13 protein-coding genes are annotated in these 14,721 nt (G+C 72.8%); 4 read left to right on the top strand and 9 right to left on the bottom strand.

What is annotated here, in order from left to right; genetic code table 11:
* Positions 1 to 116: 116 nt before the first annotated feature.
* From K7787_RS07965 to K7787_RS07980, 4 genes are read right to left on the bottom strand one after another with little or no spacing between them, the layout of a single operon-like run.
* Positions 117 to 836 (bottom strand): ABC transporter permease subunit, encoded by a 720-nt coding sequence (locus tag K7787_RS07965; RefSeq protein WP_009189509.1) that lies wholly within the window; start codon positions 834 to 836, stop codon positions 117 to 119.
* 9 nt (positions 837 to 845) lie between these two features.
* Positions 846 to 1,757, bottom strand: a complete 912-nt coding sequence (locus K7787_RS07970; protein WP_019981365.1) for an ABC transporter ATP-binding protein — start codon at positions 1,755 to 1,757, stop codon at positions 846 to 848.
* Positions 1,754 to 2,671, bottom strand: coding sequence for an ABC transporter permease (locus K7787_RS07975; protein WP_009189511.1), 918 nt, complete (start codon positions 2,669 to 2,671; stop codon positions 1,754 to 1,756). Before K7787_RS07975 ends, K7787_RS07970 begins: the two co-directional genes overlap by 4 nt.
* Positions 2,661 to 3,719 (bottom strand): ABC transporter ATP-binding protein, encoded by a 1,059-nt coding sequence (locus K7787_RS07980; protein ID WP_223000988.1) that lies wholly within the window; start codon positions 3,717 to 3,719, stop codon positions 2,661 to 2,663. Before K7787_RS07980 ends, K7787_RS07975 begins: the two co-directional genes overlap by 11 nt.
* Positions 3,720 to 4,028: 309 nt before the next feature.
* Between K7787_RS07980 and K7787_RS07985 the strand changes: the two genes are divergently transcribed.
* Both K7787_RS07985 and K7787_RS07990 read left to right on the top strand, forming a co-directional pair.
* Positions 4,029 to 4,577 carry an RNA 2'-phosphotransferase gene (locus K7787_RS07985; protein ID WP_164391664.1) on the top strand — a complete coding sequence of 183 codons (549 nt, stop codon included), beginning with the start codon at positions 4,029 to 4,031 and terminating at the stop codon, positions 4,575 to 4,577.
* Between the two features lie 26 nt (positions 4,578 to 4,603).
* Positions 4,604 to 5,065 carry a hypothetical protein gene (locus tag K7787_RS07990; RefSeq protein ID WP_164391657.1) on the top strand — a complete coding sequence of 154 codons (462 nt, stop codon included), beginning with the start codon at positions 4,604 to 4,606 and terminating at the stop codon, positions 5,063 to 5,065.
* A gap of 66 nt (positions 5,066 to 5,131) precedes the next feature.
* Here K7787_RS07990 and K7787_RS07995 read toward each other — a convergent pair whose 3' ends face one another.
* Together K7787_RS07995 and K7787_RS08000 are read right to left on the bottom strand one after the other, a co-directional pair.
* Positions 5,132 to 6,040 (bottom strand): DNA-3-methyladenine glycosylase family protein, encoded by a 909-nt coding sequence (locus tag K7787_RS07995; protein WP_223000962.1) that lies wholly within the window; start codon positions 6,038 to 6,040, stop codon positions 5,132 to 5,134.
* Positions 6,041 to 6,110: 70 nt separating this feature from the next.
* Positions 6,111 to 6,689 (bottom strand): TIGR03086 family metal-binding protein, encoded by a 579-nt coding sequence (locus K7787_RS08000; RefSeq protein WP_164391654.1) that lies wholly within the window; start codon positions 6,687 to 6,689, stop codon positions 6,111 to 6,113.
* A 125-nt stretch (positions 6,690 to 6,814) separates the two neighbouring features.
* Between K7787_RS08000 and K7787_RS08005 the strand changes: the two genes are divergently transcribed.
* A complete protein-coding gene (locus K7787_RS08005) occupies positions 6,815 to 7,807 on the top strand; it encodes a helix-turn-helix transcriptional regulator (protein WP_223000963.1) in 993 nt (330 codons plus the stop codon).
* Between the two features lie 115 nt (positions 7,808 to 7,922).
* On the opposite strand, the gene K7787_RS08010 is transcribed toward K7787_RS08005, so the two are convergent.
* Positions 7,923 to 8,825 carry an LLM class flavin-dependent oxidoreductase gene (locus K7787_RS08010; RefSeq protein ID WP_009189518.1) on the bottom strand — a complete coding sequence of 301 codons (903 nt, stop codon included), beginning with the start codon at positions 8,823 to 8,825 and terminating at the stop codon, positions 7,923 to 7,925.
* Between the two features lie 201 nt (positions 8,826 to 9,026).
* Between K7787_RS08010 and K7787_RS08015 the strand changes: the two genes are divergently transcribed.
* Positions 9,027 to 9,953 carry an HAD-IIB family hydrolase gene (locus tag K7787_RS08015; protein ID WP_197073779.1) on the top strand — a complete coding sequence of 309 codons (927 nt, stop codon included), beginning with the start codon at positions 9,027 to 9,029 and terminating at the stop codon, positions 9,951 to 9,953.
* Positions 9,954 to 10,129: 176 nt separating this feature from the next.
* On the opposite strand, the gene cydD is transcribed toward K7787_RS08015, so the two are convergent.
* Together cydD and cydB are read right to left on the bottom strand one after the other, a co-directional pair.
* The gene (gene cydD / locus K7787_RS08020; RefSeq protein WP_223000964.1) at positions 10,130 to 13,648 is read right to left on the bottom strand and encodes a thiol reductant ABC exporter subunit CydD; all 3,519 of its coding nucleotides are present in this window, start codon (positions 13,646 to 13,648) and stop codon (positions 10,130 to 10,132) included.
* A 60-nt stretch (positions 13,649 to 13,708) separates the two neighbouring features.
* Complete coding sequence (gene cydB / locus K7787_RS08025) at positions 13,709 to 14,713, bottom strand: cytochrome d ubiquinol oxidase subunit II (protein WP_223000965.1); 1,005 nt, start codon at positions 14,711 to 14,713, stop codon at positions 13,709 to 13,711.
* Positions 14,714 to 14,721: the final 8 nt, after the last annotated feature.

Consider the following 14,721-nt stretch of genomic DNA (forward strand, 5'->3'; position numbering starts at 1 on the left):
GGTCCTCCCGGTCCTCCCGGTCGTCCCCGTCGTCCGCTGCGTCCAGTGTGCGCGGCCGTGGGGTGAAGCCCCCGTCAAGAACCCGCGGGGCGGCCCGCCGAGGCCGCCCCGCCCGCTCACTCCTCGCCCGCGAGCGTCAGCGACCGCAGCTTCTGCCCGGCGTACCAGGTGGCCAGCACCGTCACCGCGACCAGCAGCACCGTCGCCGTCGTCAGCCCGACGTCGGAGGTCACCAGGTCCCCCTCGGCGACCCGGTGCGCCACGGCCAGCGACCACTGCTGGATGCTGAGCGTGCGCGCCCCCGGCACCAGCGAGCCGAACAGCGCCTCCCAGACCAGCGCGTAGACGAGGCCGAAGACCACCGCGTGCCGGGACACCGTCCCCAGCAGCAGGAACAGGGCGGAGTAGGCGATGGAGGCGACCAGCGCGGCCACCGTGTAGGCCACGGCGATCTGCTGTCCGTTGCCGTTGAGGATCAGTCCGGCGACCAGGGTCGGCACCGCCGAGAACACCATGGTCACCGCGATCGCCACGATCAGCTTCGTGAGGATGATCGTCGGCCGCTTCAGCGGCTTGGACAGCAGGTACACCACCGAGCCGTCGTCGATCTCGGGGCCGATCGCCCCGGTGCCGGCGATGACGCCGACGATCGGCACCATGGTGGCGAGCGCGAACCCGCCGAGCACGTTCGACGCCGTCTGGTCGTCGGCGCCGGTCAGCGCGCGCACCACCACGGAGATCACGATCAGCAGCAGCGGCAGCGCGCCGAGGATGAGGGCCCGGCGCCGGCCGAGCAGGGCCCGGTAGGTGAGCCGGGCGACTGTGGGGTCGTACATCAGGGCCTCCTACGCCGCGACGAGGTACGAGAAGACGGACTCGAGGGACTCGTCGGACGGCGAGACCGTGAGCAGCCGGATGCCGTGGTCCCGTGCCACCCTCGGCAGCAGGGCCGTGAACCGGCCGAAGTCGACGGCCTGGATGCGCAGCGCGCCCTCGGCGAGATCGACCTCGATGCCGGACGTCGACGGGTCCGCGATCAGCGCGGCGGCCAGCGCACGGTCGTCGCTGGAGCGCACCAGGTAGCGGTGCGGGCGGTCGGTCATCAGGCGGCGGATCTTGCGGAAGTCGCCGCTGGCCGCGTGCCGCCCGGCGACGACGACCTCGATGTGCCGGGCGAGCTGCTCGACCTCCTCCAGGATGTGCGAGGAGAACAGGACCGTGCGGCCCTCGTCGCCCATCCGCCGCAGCAGGTCCATCAGCTGCATGCGCTGGCGCGGGTCCATGCCGTTGAACGGCTCGTCCAGCAGGAGCAGCGACGGATCGTGCACGAGGGCGCTGGCCATCTTCACGCGCTGGCGCATGCCCTTGGAGTAGGTGGCGACCTTGCGGTCCTGCGCGTACTCCATCTCGACCGTGGCCAGCGCCTTCTGCGCGGCCTTGGCGCCGAGTCCGTGCAGTTCGGCGTTGGCGAGGACGAACTCGCGGCCGGTGAGGAAGTCGTACATCGCCTCCCGCTCGGGGACGACGCCGATGTGCCGGTAGATCTGCTCGTTGCGCCACACCGGCTGCCCGTCCAGGGTGACGGTGCCGGTGGAGGGGGCGAGGAAGCCGCCCATCATGTTGATCAGCGTGGACTTGCCGGCGCCGTTGGGGCCGAGCAGGCCGGTGACGCCGGGGCCGATCGTCATGGTGATGTCGTTGACGGCGACCACGTTGCCGAACCAGCGGGAGACGTGGTCGATGCGCAGGGTTGTCACAGTCCCACCTTCTTGTAGCGGCGCAGCAGCAGGCCGTAGGCGGCGGCGATGAGGCCGAGGACGACCAGGACGTAGACGGCGCCCTGTCCGGTGTCCGGGCCGACGGCTCCGGGCGCCGAGGAGGTGGCCCCCAGGAAGGCGGTCTGCACCCCGTCGATGAGGGTGACCGGCGAGAACAGGCCGATCCACGGGATGGCCGCGGTGTTGTTCTGGGCGTCGGCGATGGCCTCCAGGGTGGAGACCGCGCCGTAGGAGATGACCAGGACGGCGATCACGGCGGCGATGCCGAAGCCGCGGCGCGGGGTGACGGCGGCGATGACCAGGCCGATGCCGGCGAACAGGAGCGAGAGCAGGGCCACGGAGACGAGTCCTTCGGCGAATCCCTTGGTCTGGTCGGCGAAGTCCAGCTTCGCCAGCAGCGCGCCGACGTAGAGCACGAGCAGCGGCGCGGCGGTCAGGATGAACAGCGCGGAGGCCAGCGCCGCGTACTTGGCGCGGACGTAGTCGGCGGTCTCGATGGGCCGGGAGAAGTACAGCGGCACCATCTTGAAGCGCAGGTCGCGCGAGACGGACTGGGGCGCCTGCGAGGCGACGTACAGGCTGATCAGGCCCTGCATGATGATCGCGTAGCGCGTGTACTCGACGGGCAGGTCCTTGGCCTTGGTGGTGACCGTGACGGCGACCAGGATGGCCGCGACCAGGCACATCACCGCGAACAGCAGCATCGGCAGCACCTTGGACCGGGTCGAGCGGCCGAGGCCGAAGGCGCCGCGCAGGGACTGCGAGTACAGCGACCTGCGGGCGTAGGCGCGGCCGAGCCGGGGGCCGTCGTAGCTGCGGTAGCCGATGTTGTGGATGCGGGTCTGGTCGCCCGCCGTGGTCACCGGTGTGCCGGTGGGCCGCTCAACCGTCATGGCCGACCGCCTCCTTCCGCTCTCCGTCGCGCTGTCCGCCGTCGCCGTCCCGGACGTCCCGGGCGTCTCCGCCGTCTCGGGCGTCTTGGTCGCCTTGGTCGTTCTGGGGGGCGCTTCGTTCGTCGTGGTCCCGGAAGACCTCCGAGATGTGGTGCCGGCGCTGCTCCATGCGCACCAGGCCGAGCCCGAGGTCCGCGATCACGTCCCGCACCAGGTCGTACGTCTCCTCGCCCTGCGCGGTGAGCAGCAGCACGTGTCCGGCGCCCGGCAGCCCGCTGCCGTCCTCGGTGCGCACCCCGCGCGCGTGGAGCGCGTCGCGCACCGCGCGGGTGCCGTCCGGGTGCTCGTCGGTGTCGGTGACCTCGACGGCGAGGGTCGTCGTGGTCTGGGTGAAGTCGGTGGTGGAGCTGGAGCGCAGCAGCTTGCCGCCGTCGATGACGACGACGTGGTCGCAGGTGCGCTCCAGTTCGCCCAGCAGATGGGAGGTGACCAGGACCGAGATGCCGAAGTCGGTGTGGATGCGCCGGATCAGGCCGAGCATCTCGTCGCGGCCGACCGGGTCGAGGCCGTTGGTCGGCTCGTCGAGGAAGACCAGGCGCGGATCGTGCACCAGGGCCTGCGCGAGCTTCACGCGCTGCTTCATGCCGGTGGAGTAGCCGCCGATGGGGCGGTAGCGCTCCTCGTACAGGCCGACGTGGCGCAGGGTGTCCGCGGTGCGTTCGCGGGCGGCGGTGGGCGGCAGCCCGGACATGCGCGCCATGTGGACGACGAACTCGGTGGCCGAGACGTCCGGGGGCAGGCAGTCGTGCTCGGGCATGTAGCCGACGCGCTCGCGGATGGCGGCGCCCTCGGTGGCGATGTCGAGGCCGAGCACCTCGGCGCGGCCCTCGGTGGCGGGGGACAGACCCAGCAGGATCTTGATCAGTGTGGACTTGCCGGCTCCGTTGGCGCCGACGAGTCCGGTCACACCGGGTCCGACGTCCACGGAGAGCCGGTCAAGCGCGGTCACCCGGGGGAACCGCTTGCTCAGGCTTTCGGTCGCGATCACAGTCACATCGACGACAGTAGTGACGCGCGCCACGCGGATCGTCAGACTCCAGAGCCGTCTTGGCCCTCCGGGCATCAGACTCCAGTAGTACGAGGCCCTAGGGGAACCCGGGAGAGCCCTGAGCCGGCGCGGTTGTCCACAGAATCGCGGATTCCGCTGTGGATAACGTGACGTTGCTGTGGATCAAACCTCCCCGCGAAAAACAACCTGCGTGATGCTCGTCTCTCCCGGCACGCTGGTGGCATGACTGAACGACACAACCGCGGAACAGCGGAACGAGGTGAGAGGGACGAGCGGCGTTCCTTCGAGATGGACGAGCGACGTGCCGTGAAGGTGTCGAAGTACCTCTCCAAGCACCTGCGCCACCAGCCGGAGCGGATCGGCCTCACGCTGGACGAAGGGGGCTGGGTGGCCGTCGACGCGCTGATCGCGGCGGCCGCCGCCCATGGCTTCCCGTTCACCCGGGACGAGCTGGACCGCGTGGTGGCGGCCAACGACAAGCAGCGCTTCGCGATCGACGGCGACCGGATCCGGGCCAGCCAGGGACACACCGTCGAGGTCGATCTCGGGCTGCCCCCGGCGACCCCGCCGCCGTACCTCTACCACGGCACCGTCGCCCGCTACGTCGAGCCGATCCGCGCCGAGGGGCTGCGGCCCATGAACCGGCACGACGTCCACCTCTCGCCCGACCGGGAGACCGCCACCCGGGTCGGCGCCCGCCGCGGCCGGCCGGTCGTGCTCTTTGTGGACGCCGCCGCCATGCACCGCGACGGCCACGTCTTCCACGTCAGCGCCAACGGCGTCTGGCTGACCAGGGCGGTCCCGCCGCAGTACCTGAGGTTCCCCTCGGGCCACTGACACTCGGCCGCCGCCGTCGGTCCGGCATGATCGACGTCATGGACAGCCACCTCCCCACCACCGAGGCCGCCGTCACGGCGTGCCGCGCCCTCGCCGACGAATACCTGCGGGAGATCGAGGTGACCCATGACATCGGCGCCGACCAGACCTCGCGCCGCAGCGCGGCCGGCGTCGGCGTCACCACCGACCCGGACGGCACGCTGCCGCACGAGGCCTACGTGGAGTTCGGCGGCCTGCCCCGCGTGACGGTGCGGCTCTACCCGGAGGACGACGCGCTGATCTCGGTCGAGGGCGTCGAGTTCCCCGATGTGCCCCGCGACGAGGTGCCCGCCTTCCTCCGGTCCGTCTTCGCCGACCGGGCGTTCGTCAAGGCGCGCCGCTTCCCGCCCGGCTACCGCCTGGTGGTCCCCCTGCCCGGGGACCGCACATACAAGGAACGCGTCCCGATGATCGGGCTCACCGCATGGCTGAGCGGCAAGGTGCGGTGATGTTGGGCGAGGTGCGGTGATGTTTCACGTGAAACAGCGGTGCCGCCGTCCCGTTCCGGCCCGCCGTCAGCCGCCGACGCGCAGATAGTGCCCCCAGTAGCCCTGCCACCGACCGTAGTGGCCGGCCAGCCGCCGGAAGGCGTCCTCGTCCACCGGGCGGCCGTAGACGCGTTCGACGGCGCGGCTCATCTCCTTGTCGAGAGCGAGGTGTTCCATCCGGCCGAGACCGCGGATCAGCAGGAACGACGCCGACCAGGGGCCGATGCCGGGAAGCGCGAGCAGTTCCTCCCGCACCTCCTCGTACGGGCCGGTCCGCAGGAATCCTTCGTCCAGGTCCAGCCACCGCCGCACCGCACCGTACAGATACGCGGCCTTGCGCTGGTTGCCGATCAGCCGGTGCAGCTCCGCCTCGTCGAACGCGGCCAGCTGCTCGGCGTCCGGGAACGCCCATCGCACCGCGCCGTCGAGTTCTACCCGGTTGCCGACCGCCTCGACGAGCGCCTGCTTCATCGACCGTGCGACCGGCAGGGGGACCCGCTGGCAGAGGATCGCCCAGCACAGCAGTTCCAGCGGTGAGGGGAACTTGACCTGGTGGTATCCGTGCAGCCGCTCCCGGACGCGCGCGAAGGGCGCGTCCTGGTCGGCCAGCCGGTAGAACTCCGTCAGGTCGTCGCTCAGACCGAGGTGGAAGTCGAGCCGGTCGACGGCCGCGGTGACCGTGTCGGGGGCGATCGGGCCGGCCGCGGTCAGCCGGCAGTCGAGCGCCGGCTCTCCGGGAACGGCCCGCAGCCGGGCGCCGAGCGTGCTGCCGTTCTCGCGCAGGGCCAGGGTCAGGACACCACCCTCGATGCCCTGCTGTCCCGTCATCGCCGGGAACGCCCCGATGAAGGCGAGAGAGGGCCGGAAGTCGAACGGCTCCCGGGCAGGCAGCCGTACGCTCATCGAACTTCCGGACGCCGACTCGGCGGTGGTCATGATTCTCTCCCTGTCGTCTTCGGCCGGCCCACGGGTTCGTCCTCGGCCGGCCGTTCGTTCGTGGCGCTGGTCAGACAGTCCGGCCGAGCCAGCCGGCCAGCCGGGTGTGGACATCGGCGTCGTCCGGCACCGGCCGGACCTCACCGAACGGGACCTCCCCGCCCCGAGGCTCGGGCGGCAGCACCTTCTGCGCGATGTCCAGGGCCGCCTGGGAGAGCCGCTCGTCCAGCTCCGCCGCCGGGTCGATCACCTGGGCGATGTCCCAGGTGTGGGTCACCACCTCCATCACATAGCCGCTGAGGGCGATCCGGCCGGGGACCAGTCCCCACGGCACCTCGACCTCCCGGTCGAGCTTCGCCTCGTCGGCCCAGGCGGCGGCCAGCCGCCGGTGCGCCCGGCCTACGGCGCCGCCCCAGTCGGTGTCCGCGATCCGGCCGGCCGCCGCCGCCACGTCCAGGCCCCGGCCGCCCTCGCCGACGTACGCGATGCGGTGGACCGCGCCGACGGTGTGGCCGAGCAGAGCCCGCAGGTCGTACTCGGCGCACGGGGTCTCCCGGTCGAGCCGCGCGGTGTCCAGGCGGCCCACCAGCCTCTCCAACTGGTCCAGGGCACTCAGCAGCAGGGGGCGGGGGTCGAACGTGCGGTCCATCGGAGGCGCTCCTCGGTCGGTGGGCCGGGGCCGCGTGCCCCGGCCGACGTGAGTCCACAGTGGCAACCGATCCATGACAGCCCCCGTCAGGTTTTAAACTCGTCCCCCATGAAGGCCGGTCCCCCATGAAGGCCGACAGGCTGTTGTCGATCCTGCTCCTGCTCCAGACGAGAAACGGCGCCTCGGCCCCCGAGCTGGCCCGCCGTCTGGAGGTGTCGGTCCGCACGATCTACCGGGACATCGAGGCGCTCTCCGCGGCCGGCGTCCCGGTATGGGTCGAGCGCGGCCGCACCGGCGGCGTACGGCTGCTGCCCGGCTACCGCACCGACGTCCCCGGGCTGACCGGCGACGAGGCCCGCGCCCTGTTCGTCCTCACCGCCGACGGCGCGTACGAGGAGCTGGGGCTCGGCACGGCCATCGGCTCGGCGCTGCGCAAGGTGATGGCCGCGCTGCCCGCCGGGCACCGTCCGGCGGCGGAGCTGACCAGCGAACGGATCCTGGTCGACCCCGTGCGCTGGAAGCGCGGCGACGGCGCGGCCGAGGTGGATCTGGGCACGCTCCAGCAGGCGGTGTTCGCCGACCGGCGGCTGCGGCTGAGCTACCGCCGCAGCGGCGAGACGACGCCGCGCGACTACACCGTCGATCCGTACGGCCTGGTGAACAAGGCCGGGGTCTGGTACCTCGTGGCGGACCGGGACGGGGAGCCACGGCTGTTCCGCGCGGACCGGGTGGCGGCCGCCGAGGTGTCCGACGAGCCGGTGCGGCGACGCCGGGGGCACGGGCTGGCCGAGGTCTGGGCGACGCTGCGGGAGCGGGTGGAGCGCACGTCCGACGCGGTACGGGTGACCTGCCGGGTGCGCCAGGAGCTGACGGACATGTTCCTGCGGATCCAGGCCGCGAACGTGGCCGCCGCCCCCGTGCCCCGCGACGGCGGATGGACGGAGGTGGAACTCGCGTTCCCCGCCCTGCGCGCGGTCCGCGCGCTGCTCGCCTTCGGCCCCGACGTCGAGGTGCTGGAGCCGCCGGAGGCCCGTGCGGAACTGGCCTCGGCGGCGGCCGCCGTCGTCGGGCTGTACGCACCGGAGCCCGGCGGCGGCGGCCGAGCCGGCGATCTTTGACGCCTCCCCTCGGACGAGCTTTGACACCTCCCCTCGGACGCGGGGCGGGCGAGGCCCGCTCCGGGCGCCCGAGGAGGCGAGCCTCAGCGCGGCTGTGGGTTCGGCGAGGCGAACCTCAGCGCAGCTGTGCGGCGGTCTCGGTGGCGATGCGCTCGAAGACCGCCTGGTCCGCGGCGAAGTCCGAGTCCGGGATCGGCCAGTGCAGCACGATCTCGGTGAAGCCCAGCTCGCGGTGGCGGCCGGCGAAGTCGACGAAGGCGGCCGGCGAGTCCAGCATCGTGTTCCGCTCCGGGGTGAAGCCGGTGAGCAGGATCTTGTCGATCTCCGAGACATCGCGGCCGATCTCCGCGCACGCCTTGCCCAGCTTCTCGATCTGGCCGCGCAGAGCCGCCACCGACTGCTCCGCGGTCCCCGTCTCGAACAGCGCCGGGTCGCCGGTGGTCACCCACGCCTGCCCGTACCGGGCGGCCAGCTTCAGCCCGCGCGGCCCGGTGGCGGCCACCGCGAACGGCAGCCGGGGCCGCTGCACGCAGCCGGGGATGTCGCGCGCCTCGTGCGCCGAGTAGAAGTCGCCCTCGTAGGACACCGAGTCCTCGGTCAGCAGCCGGTCGAGCAGCGGTACGAACTCGCCGAACCGGTCCGCCCGCTCCCTCGGCGTCCACGCCTCCTGGCCGAGCACCGTGGCGTCGAAGCCGTTGCCGCCCGCCCCGATGCCGAGGGTGATTCGCCCGCCGGAGATGTCGTCGAGCGAGATCAGCTCCTTGGCGAGGGTGACCGGGTGCCGGAAGTTGGGCGAGGTGACGAGGGTGCCCAGGCGCAGGCGGTCCGTGGCCGTGGCGGCGGCGGTGAGGGTGGGCAGGGCGCCGAACCAGGGGCCGTCGCGGAAGCTGCGCCAGGACAGGTGGTCGTAGGTGTAGGCGGCGTGGAAGCCGAGTTCCTCGGCGCGCTGCCACTTGGCGCGGCCCGCCTCGTGCCAGCGGTCGACGGGCAGGATCACGGTGCTCAGGCGCAGACTCATGGCAATGAGCCTACGTCGGGCCCGGCGGGGGCCTTCCCGTGTTCTCGGCCGGTTCTTCCTCCCGGATTCCCGCGGCGATGGAGCGTGTGGTGACGGGGTGCCGAGACGGCACACATGGGTCCCGACCGTCGTGCCCGGCGAAGCCGACACGGCACGGGAGGCGACTCAAATGTGCGCACTGTCGCACGCACGTGCGGGCATATGCGCGACAATGGCGCGGTGACCTCAGCGACCCGACAGTCCGAGACCCCGGCTTCCCCCCAGCTCTCGACCTCGCTGGAGCAGGGGGACGCCCCGTTCGTTCCGCCGCGGCTGATCGCCACCGACCTCGACGGGACCCTGCTGCGCGACGACAAGTCGGTGTCGCCCCGCACCGTCGCCGCCCTCGCCGCCGCCGAGGAGGCCGGCATCGAGGTCTTCTTCGTCACCGGCCGCCCCGCCCGCTGGATGGACGTCGTCGCCGACCATGTGCACGGCCACGGCCTGGCGATCTGCGGCAACGGCGCCGCCGTGGTCGATCTGCACGGCGGCCCCGGCGCCCACCGGTTCGTGAAGGTGCGGGAGCTGACGCCGGAGCACGCCCTGGACGCCGTACGGCTGATCCGGGACGCCGCGCCGGGCACCGTCTGCGCGGTCGAGCAGACGTACGGCTTCTACCAGGAGCCGGAGTACCCGAAGCTGCACATGGAGGCGCCGGACCACCTCGCCCCGGCGGAGGAACTGCTGGCGCCGGACGGGGTCGCCGTCGGCCAGCCGATCCTGAAGATCCTCGCCTACCACCCGACGCTGGACCCCGACGCGTTCCTCACCGTCGCCCGGCTCGCCGTCGGCGCCCGCGTCACCATCACCCGCTCCAGCCCGAGCGCCCTGCTGGAGATCAGCGGCCCGGGGGTCTCCAAGGCCAGCACGCTCGCCCTGTGCTGCGCCGAGCGGGGCATCTCGCACGAGGAGGTCGTCGCCTTCGGCGACATGCCGAACGACGTCGAGATGCTCACCTGGGCCGGCCGGTCGTACGCCATGGGCAACGCCCACCCCGCCGCCGTCGCCGCGGCGACCGGGCGGACGGCCCCGAACAACGAGGACGGCGTCGCCGTCGTGATCGAGCGGATCCTGGGGGAGCGGCTGTGACGGCCGCTCCCCGCCGGGAAGGCGCGCGGTACCCGGCGGGCGGGCGCAGCGCCCGGCGGGAAGGGCGGCGCTCAGCCGGGAGCGGTGCCCGGCCGGGAGAGAAGGACGGTGCTCAGCCGCGAGAGGTGCCCGGTCGGGTGGGGGGTGCCCGGCGGGAAGGGCGGCGCGGTCTCCCGCTACCGCGCTCCCACCAGTTCCTCCGCCGCCGCCTCGCGGGCGGCCATCCGCCGCAGCGGCCCCGGCAGCGCGGCCAGCTCCGCGTACGGTCCACGCTGGACCACCCGGCCGCCGTCCAGGACGATCACCTCGTCCACGGCCTCCAGCCCGGCCAGGCGGTGCGTGACGAGCAAGGTGGTACGGCCCTCGGTGGCGGCCAGCAGATCCGCGGTGAGCGCGTCGGCCGTCGGCAGATCGAGGTGCTCGGCCGGCTCGTCCAGCAGCAGCACCGGGAAGTCGGCGAGCAGCGCCCGCGCCAGGGCCAGCCGCTGCCGCTGGCCGCCGGACAGCCGTGCGCCGTGCTCGCCGACCAGCGTGTCGAGCCCGTCGGGCAGCGAGTCGGTCCAGTCCAGCAGCCGGGCCCGCGCCAGCGCGTCCCGCAGCTCCGGCTCGGTCGCGTCCTTCCTGGCCAGCAGCAGGTTCTCCCGTACCGAGCTGTCGAAGAGGTGCGCGTCCTGGGCGCACAGCCCGACGAGCCGCCGTACGTCGTCGCCGTCCAGGGACCGGGCGTCGACCCCGCCGAGCGTGTAGGCGCCCGCCTCCGGGTCGAGGAATCGCAGCAGCACCTGCGCCAGCGTCGTTTTGCCGGACCCCGACGCCCCGACCACCGCGACCCTGCGGCCCTCCTCCAGGGTCAGATCGACACCGGCGAGCGCGTCCTGGTCCTGCCCGGCGTACCGGGCCGTGAGCCCCTTCACGACGAGTGGGAACGGCCGCGCGGGCGCCTGCCGCGGCCGGTCGGGCTCGCGGACCGGCTCGGGTGCGTCGAGGATCTCGTGGACGCGTTCCGCGCTGCGGCGCACCCGCTGCCGGTACTGCACCGCGAGCGGCATCCCGAGCACCGCCTCGAAGGCGGCCAGCGGGGTGAGGACGACGACGGCCAGGATGACGCCGCTCAGCCGTCCGTCGGCGACCGCCTGGGCGCCGACGAGGGCCGCCGCCGTGACGGTCAGGCCCGAGACGAGGGCGGTGAGCCCGTCGCCGAGGGCGGTGGCGGTGGCCGCGCGCGAGGCGATCCGGGTGAGCGCGGCGTCGGCCCGCCGGGCGCGGGCGGCGCGGTCGGGCAGCGCGCCCGCGACGGTCAGCTCGGCGGTGCCGGTGAGCAGGTCGGTGATCCGGGTGGCCAGGGCTCCGCGGGCGGGGGCCAGCCGGTGTTCGGCGCGCCGGGACACGGCGCCGGTGACCAGCGGGACGCCGACGCCCGCCGCGAGCAGTCCGGCGGCGAGCACCGCACCGGCCTCGGGCAGCAGCCAGGCCGTGAACGCGACGGAGGCGGCGGAGACGGCCAGCGCCGACCCGGCGGGCAGCAGCCAGCGCAGCCAGTAGTCCTGCAAGGCGTCCACGTCGGCGACGAGCCGGGTCAGCAGATCGCCCCGGCGCACCCGGCGCAGTCCGGCCGGCGACAGCCGCTCCAGCCGCCGGTAGACGGCGACCCGGGTGTCGGCGAGCATCCGGAGCACCGCGTCGTGCGAGACGAGCCGTTCGGCGTACCGGAAGACGGCCCGGCCGATGCCGAAGGTGCGGGTCGCCGTCACGGCCACCATCAGATAGAGCACGGGCGGATGCTGCGAGGCCCGCGAGATGAGCCAGCCGGAGGTGGCCATCAGGCCGACGGCGCTGCCCAGGGCGAGGCTGCCCAGCAGCAGGGCGAGGGCGAGGCGGCCGCGCCGGGGGCCGGACATCGCACGGACCCGCGCGAGGGCGCCACCGCGCCCGGCCTTCACGACGGCCTCGGCCGCCGCCGGTCCACCGGCCTCGGCCGGGGCCTGTCCGCCGTCCCCGTCCGGCCGTGCCTGCGCCGGGCTCGGGACGGGGGCCGGTACGAGGCGACCTGCGGCCTGCCGGGCTTCGGTGCCGTCGAGCCGCACCACCCGGTCCGCCGCCCGCAGCAGTGCGGGCCGGTGCACGACGAGCAGCACGGTCCGGCCGGCCGACAGCCGCCGTACCGCGTCGACCACCTCGGCCTCGGTCGCGCCGTCCAGTGCGGCGGTGGGCTCGTCGAGGAGCAGGACGGGGCGGTCGGCGAGGAAGGCCCGGGCGAGCGCGAGCCGTTGCCGCTGTCCGGCCGACAGCCCGGCGCCGTCCTCGCCGAGGACGGTGTCCGTGCCCTGCGGCAGTGCGTCCACGAACTCCAGCGCGCCCGCGTCGGCCAGCGCGGTGCGGACGGCGGCGTCGTCGGCGTCGGGCCGGGCGAGCCGTACGTTCTCGGCGATCGTCCCGGCGTACAGATGCGGTCGCTGCGGCACCCAGGCTATCCGGGAGCGCCACTCCTTGAGGTCGAGGCCGGTCAGATCGGCTCCCCCGATCCGCACCCGTCCCGTGGTGGGCGTGACGAAGCCGAGCAGGGCGTTCAGCAGGGTCGACTTGCCCGCGCCGCTCGGTCCGACGAGCGCCACGGTCTCCCCCGGCTCCACGCTGAAGGACACCTCGCTGACGGCGTCCGCCGCGCGCCCGGGGTAGCGGACGCTCACGTTCTCGAAGGCCAGCGCCCCGGCCGGGACCGCGCCCGTGCCGGTCTCGGGCGCCGGGGTCTCCAGCACGGCGAAGATCTCCTCCGCGGCGGCCAGTCCCTCCGCCGCCGCGTGGTACTGCGCGCCGACCTGGCGCAGCGGCAGATACGCCTCGGGCGCCAGCACGAGGATGACCAGGCCGACGTACAGGTCCATCTCGCCGTTGACCAGCCGCATGCCGATCGTCACGGCGACCAGGGCCACCGACAGAGTGGCCAGCAGTTCCAGCGCGAAGGAGGACAGGAAGGCGATGCGCAGGGTGCGCAGGGTGGCCCGCCGGTACTCGCCGGTGATGCGGCGGATCGACTCGGCCTGCGCCTTGGCCCGGCCGAACACCTTGAGGGTGGGCAGCCCCGCGACCACGTCCAGGAAGTGGCCGGACAGCCTGGACAGCAGCCGCCACTGACGGTCCATGCGGGACTGCGTGGCCCAGCCGATCAGCATCATGAAGACGGGGATGAGGGGCAGGGTGGCGACGATGATGGCCGCCGACACCCAGTCCTCGGTGACGATCCGCGCCAGCACGGCGACCGGGACGACCACCGCGAGACCCAGTTGCGGCAGATAGCGCGCGAAGTAGTCGTCCAGGGCGTCAATCCCACGGGTGGCCAGGGAGACCAGCGAGCCGGTGCGCTGTCCGCTCAGCCAGTCGGGGCCCAGCGCCGTCGCCCGGTCCAGCAGCCGTCCGCGCAGCTCGGACTTGACCGCCGCGCTGGCCCGGTGGGCGGCCAGCTCGGTCAGCCAGGACACCAGCGCACGGCCACAGGCGACAGCCGCCAACAGCAGCAGAGGGGTGCTCAGTTCACCGACCGTCATCCGGTGCTGGAACGCGCCGACCACGATCTCGGCGATGAGCATGGCCTGAGCGATGACCAGGCCCGCGCCGAGGACGCCGAGGCCGACGACGGCCAGCAGGAAGACCCGGGTGGCCCGTGCGTAGTGCAGAAGACGCGGATCAATCGGTTTCACGTGAAACATGCCCTTCGGTCCCGAGGGGTGTGTTTCACGTGAAACACACCCCGGCCGGACTCAGTGCGCGGCTTCGGCGATGTGCTGGGTGCCGATCCGCTTGCGGAACACCCAGTACGTCCATCCCTGGTAAAGCAGGACGATCGGCGTGGCGATCCCCGCGCACCAGGTCATGATCTTCAGGGTGTACGGGCTGGACGAGGCGTTGGTGACCGTCAGGCTCCAGCTCGGGTCCAGCGTGGACGGCATGACGTTCGGGAAGAGCGAGAGGAAGAGCATCGCCACGGCGGCCACGATGGTGACGCCGGACAGGGCGAACGACCATCCCTCACGGCCCAGTTGGTTGGCCGCCAGCGCGGCGACCAGGGCGGCGACGGCCACGACCAGCGCGACCAGGCTCCGTCCGTTGCCGGTGTCGGCCTGGGTCCACAGCAGGAACGCCAGCGCCACGACCGCCGTCACCAGGCCCACGCGCAGGGCGAGCCGGCGGGCCCGCTCCCGGATGTCGCCGACGGTCTTCAGAGCCGTGAACACCGCGCCGTGGAAGGTGAACAGCGTCAGGGTGACCAGTCCGCCGAGCAGCGCGTACGGGTGGAGCAGATCGCCGAGGCCGCCCACGTACTCGAGGTTCTTGTCGATCTTCACGCCGTGCACGATGTTGCCGAAGGCCACGCCCCACAGGAAGGCGGGGAGCAGCGAGCACCAGAAGATCGCGGTCTCCCAGTTGCGCTGCCACTTCTCCTCGGGCCGCTTGGCCCGGTACTCGAAGGCGACTCCGCGCACGATCAGGCAGACCAGGATGACCAGCAGCGGCAGGTAGAAGCCGGAGAAGAGGGTGGCGTACCACTCGGGGAAGGCGGCGAAGGTGGCGCCGCCCGCGGACAGCAGCCAGACCTCGTTTCCGTCCCAGACGGGGCCGATGGTGTTGATCAGCACCCGCTTCTCGGGCCGGTTCCGGGCGAGGAGCTTGGTGAGGACGCCGACCCCGAAGTCGAAGCCTTCCAGGAAGAAGTAGCCGGTCCACAGGACGGCGATGAGGACGAACCAGACGTCGTGCAGTTCCATGACAGTGA

This window comes from Streptomyces sennicomposti (assembly GCF_019890635.1).
In the GTDB taxonomy this organism is placed as follows: domain Bacteria; phylum Actinomycetota; class Actinomycetes; order Streptomycetales; family Streptomycetaceae; genus Streptomyces; species Streptomyces sennicomposti.

Bases quoted from the DNA above. Each gene is read 5' to 3' on its own strand.
- K7787_RS07965 (WP_009189509.1), bottom strand. From the start codon at position 836: ATGTACGACCCCACAGTCGCCCGGCTCACCTACCGGGCCCTGCTCGGC.
- K7787_RS07975 (WP_009189511.1), bottom strand. From the start codon at position 2,671: ATGACGGTTGAGCGGCCCACCGGCACACCGGTGACCACGGCGGGCGAC.
- K7787_RS07985 (WP_164391664.1), top strand. From the start codon at position 4,029: ATGGACGAGCGACGTGCCGTGAAGGTGTCGAAGTACCTCTCCAAGCAC.
- K7787_RS07990 (WP_164391657.1), top strand. From the start codon at position 4,604: ATGATCGACGTCATGGACAGCCACCTCCCCACCACCGAGGCCGCCGTC.
- K7787_RS07995 (WP_223000962.1), bottom strand. From the start codon at position 6,040: ATGACCACCGCCGAGTCGGCGTCCGGAAGTTCGATGAGCGTACGGCTG.
- K7787_RS08000 (WP_164391654.1), bottom strand. From the start codon at position 6,689: ATGGACCGCACGTTCGACCCCCGCCCCCTGCTGCTGAGTGCCCTGGAC.
- K7787_RS08005 (WP_223000963.1), top strand. From the start codon at position 6,815: ATGAAGGCCGACAGGCTGTTGTCGATCCTGCTCCTGCTCCAGACGAGA.
- K7787_RS08010 (WP_009189518.1), bottom strand. From the start codon at position 8,825: ATGAGTCTGCGCCTGAGCACCGTGATCCTGCCCGTCGACCGCTGGCAC.
- K7787_RS08015 (WP_197073779.1), top strand. From the start codon at position 9,027: ATGCGCGACAATGGCGCGGTGACCTCAGCGACCCGACAGTCCGAGACC.
- cydB (WP_223000965.1), bottom strand. From the start codon at position 14,713: ATGGAACTGCACGACGTCTGGTTCGTCCTCATCGCCGTCCTGTGGACC.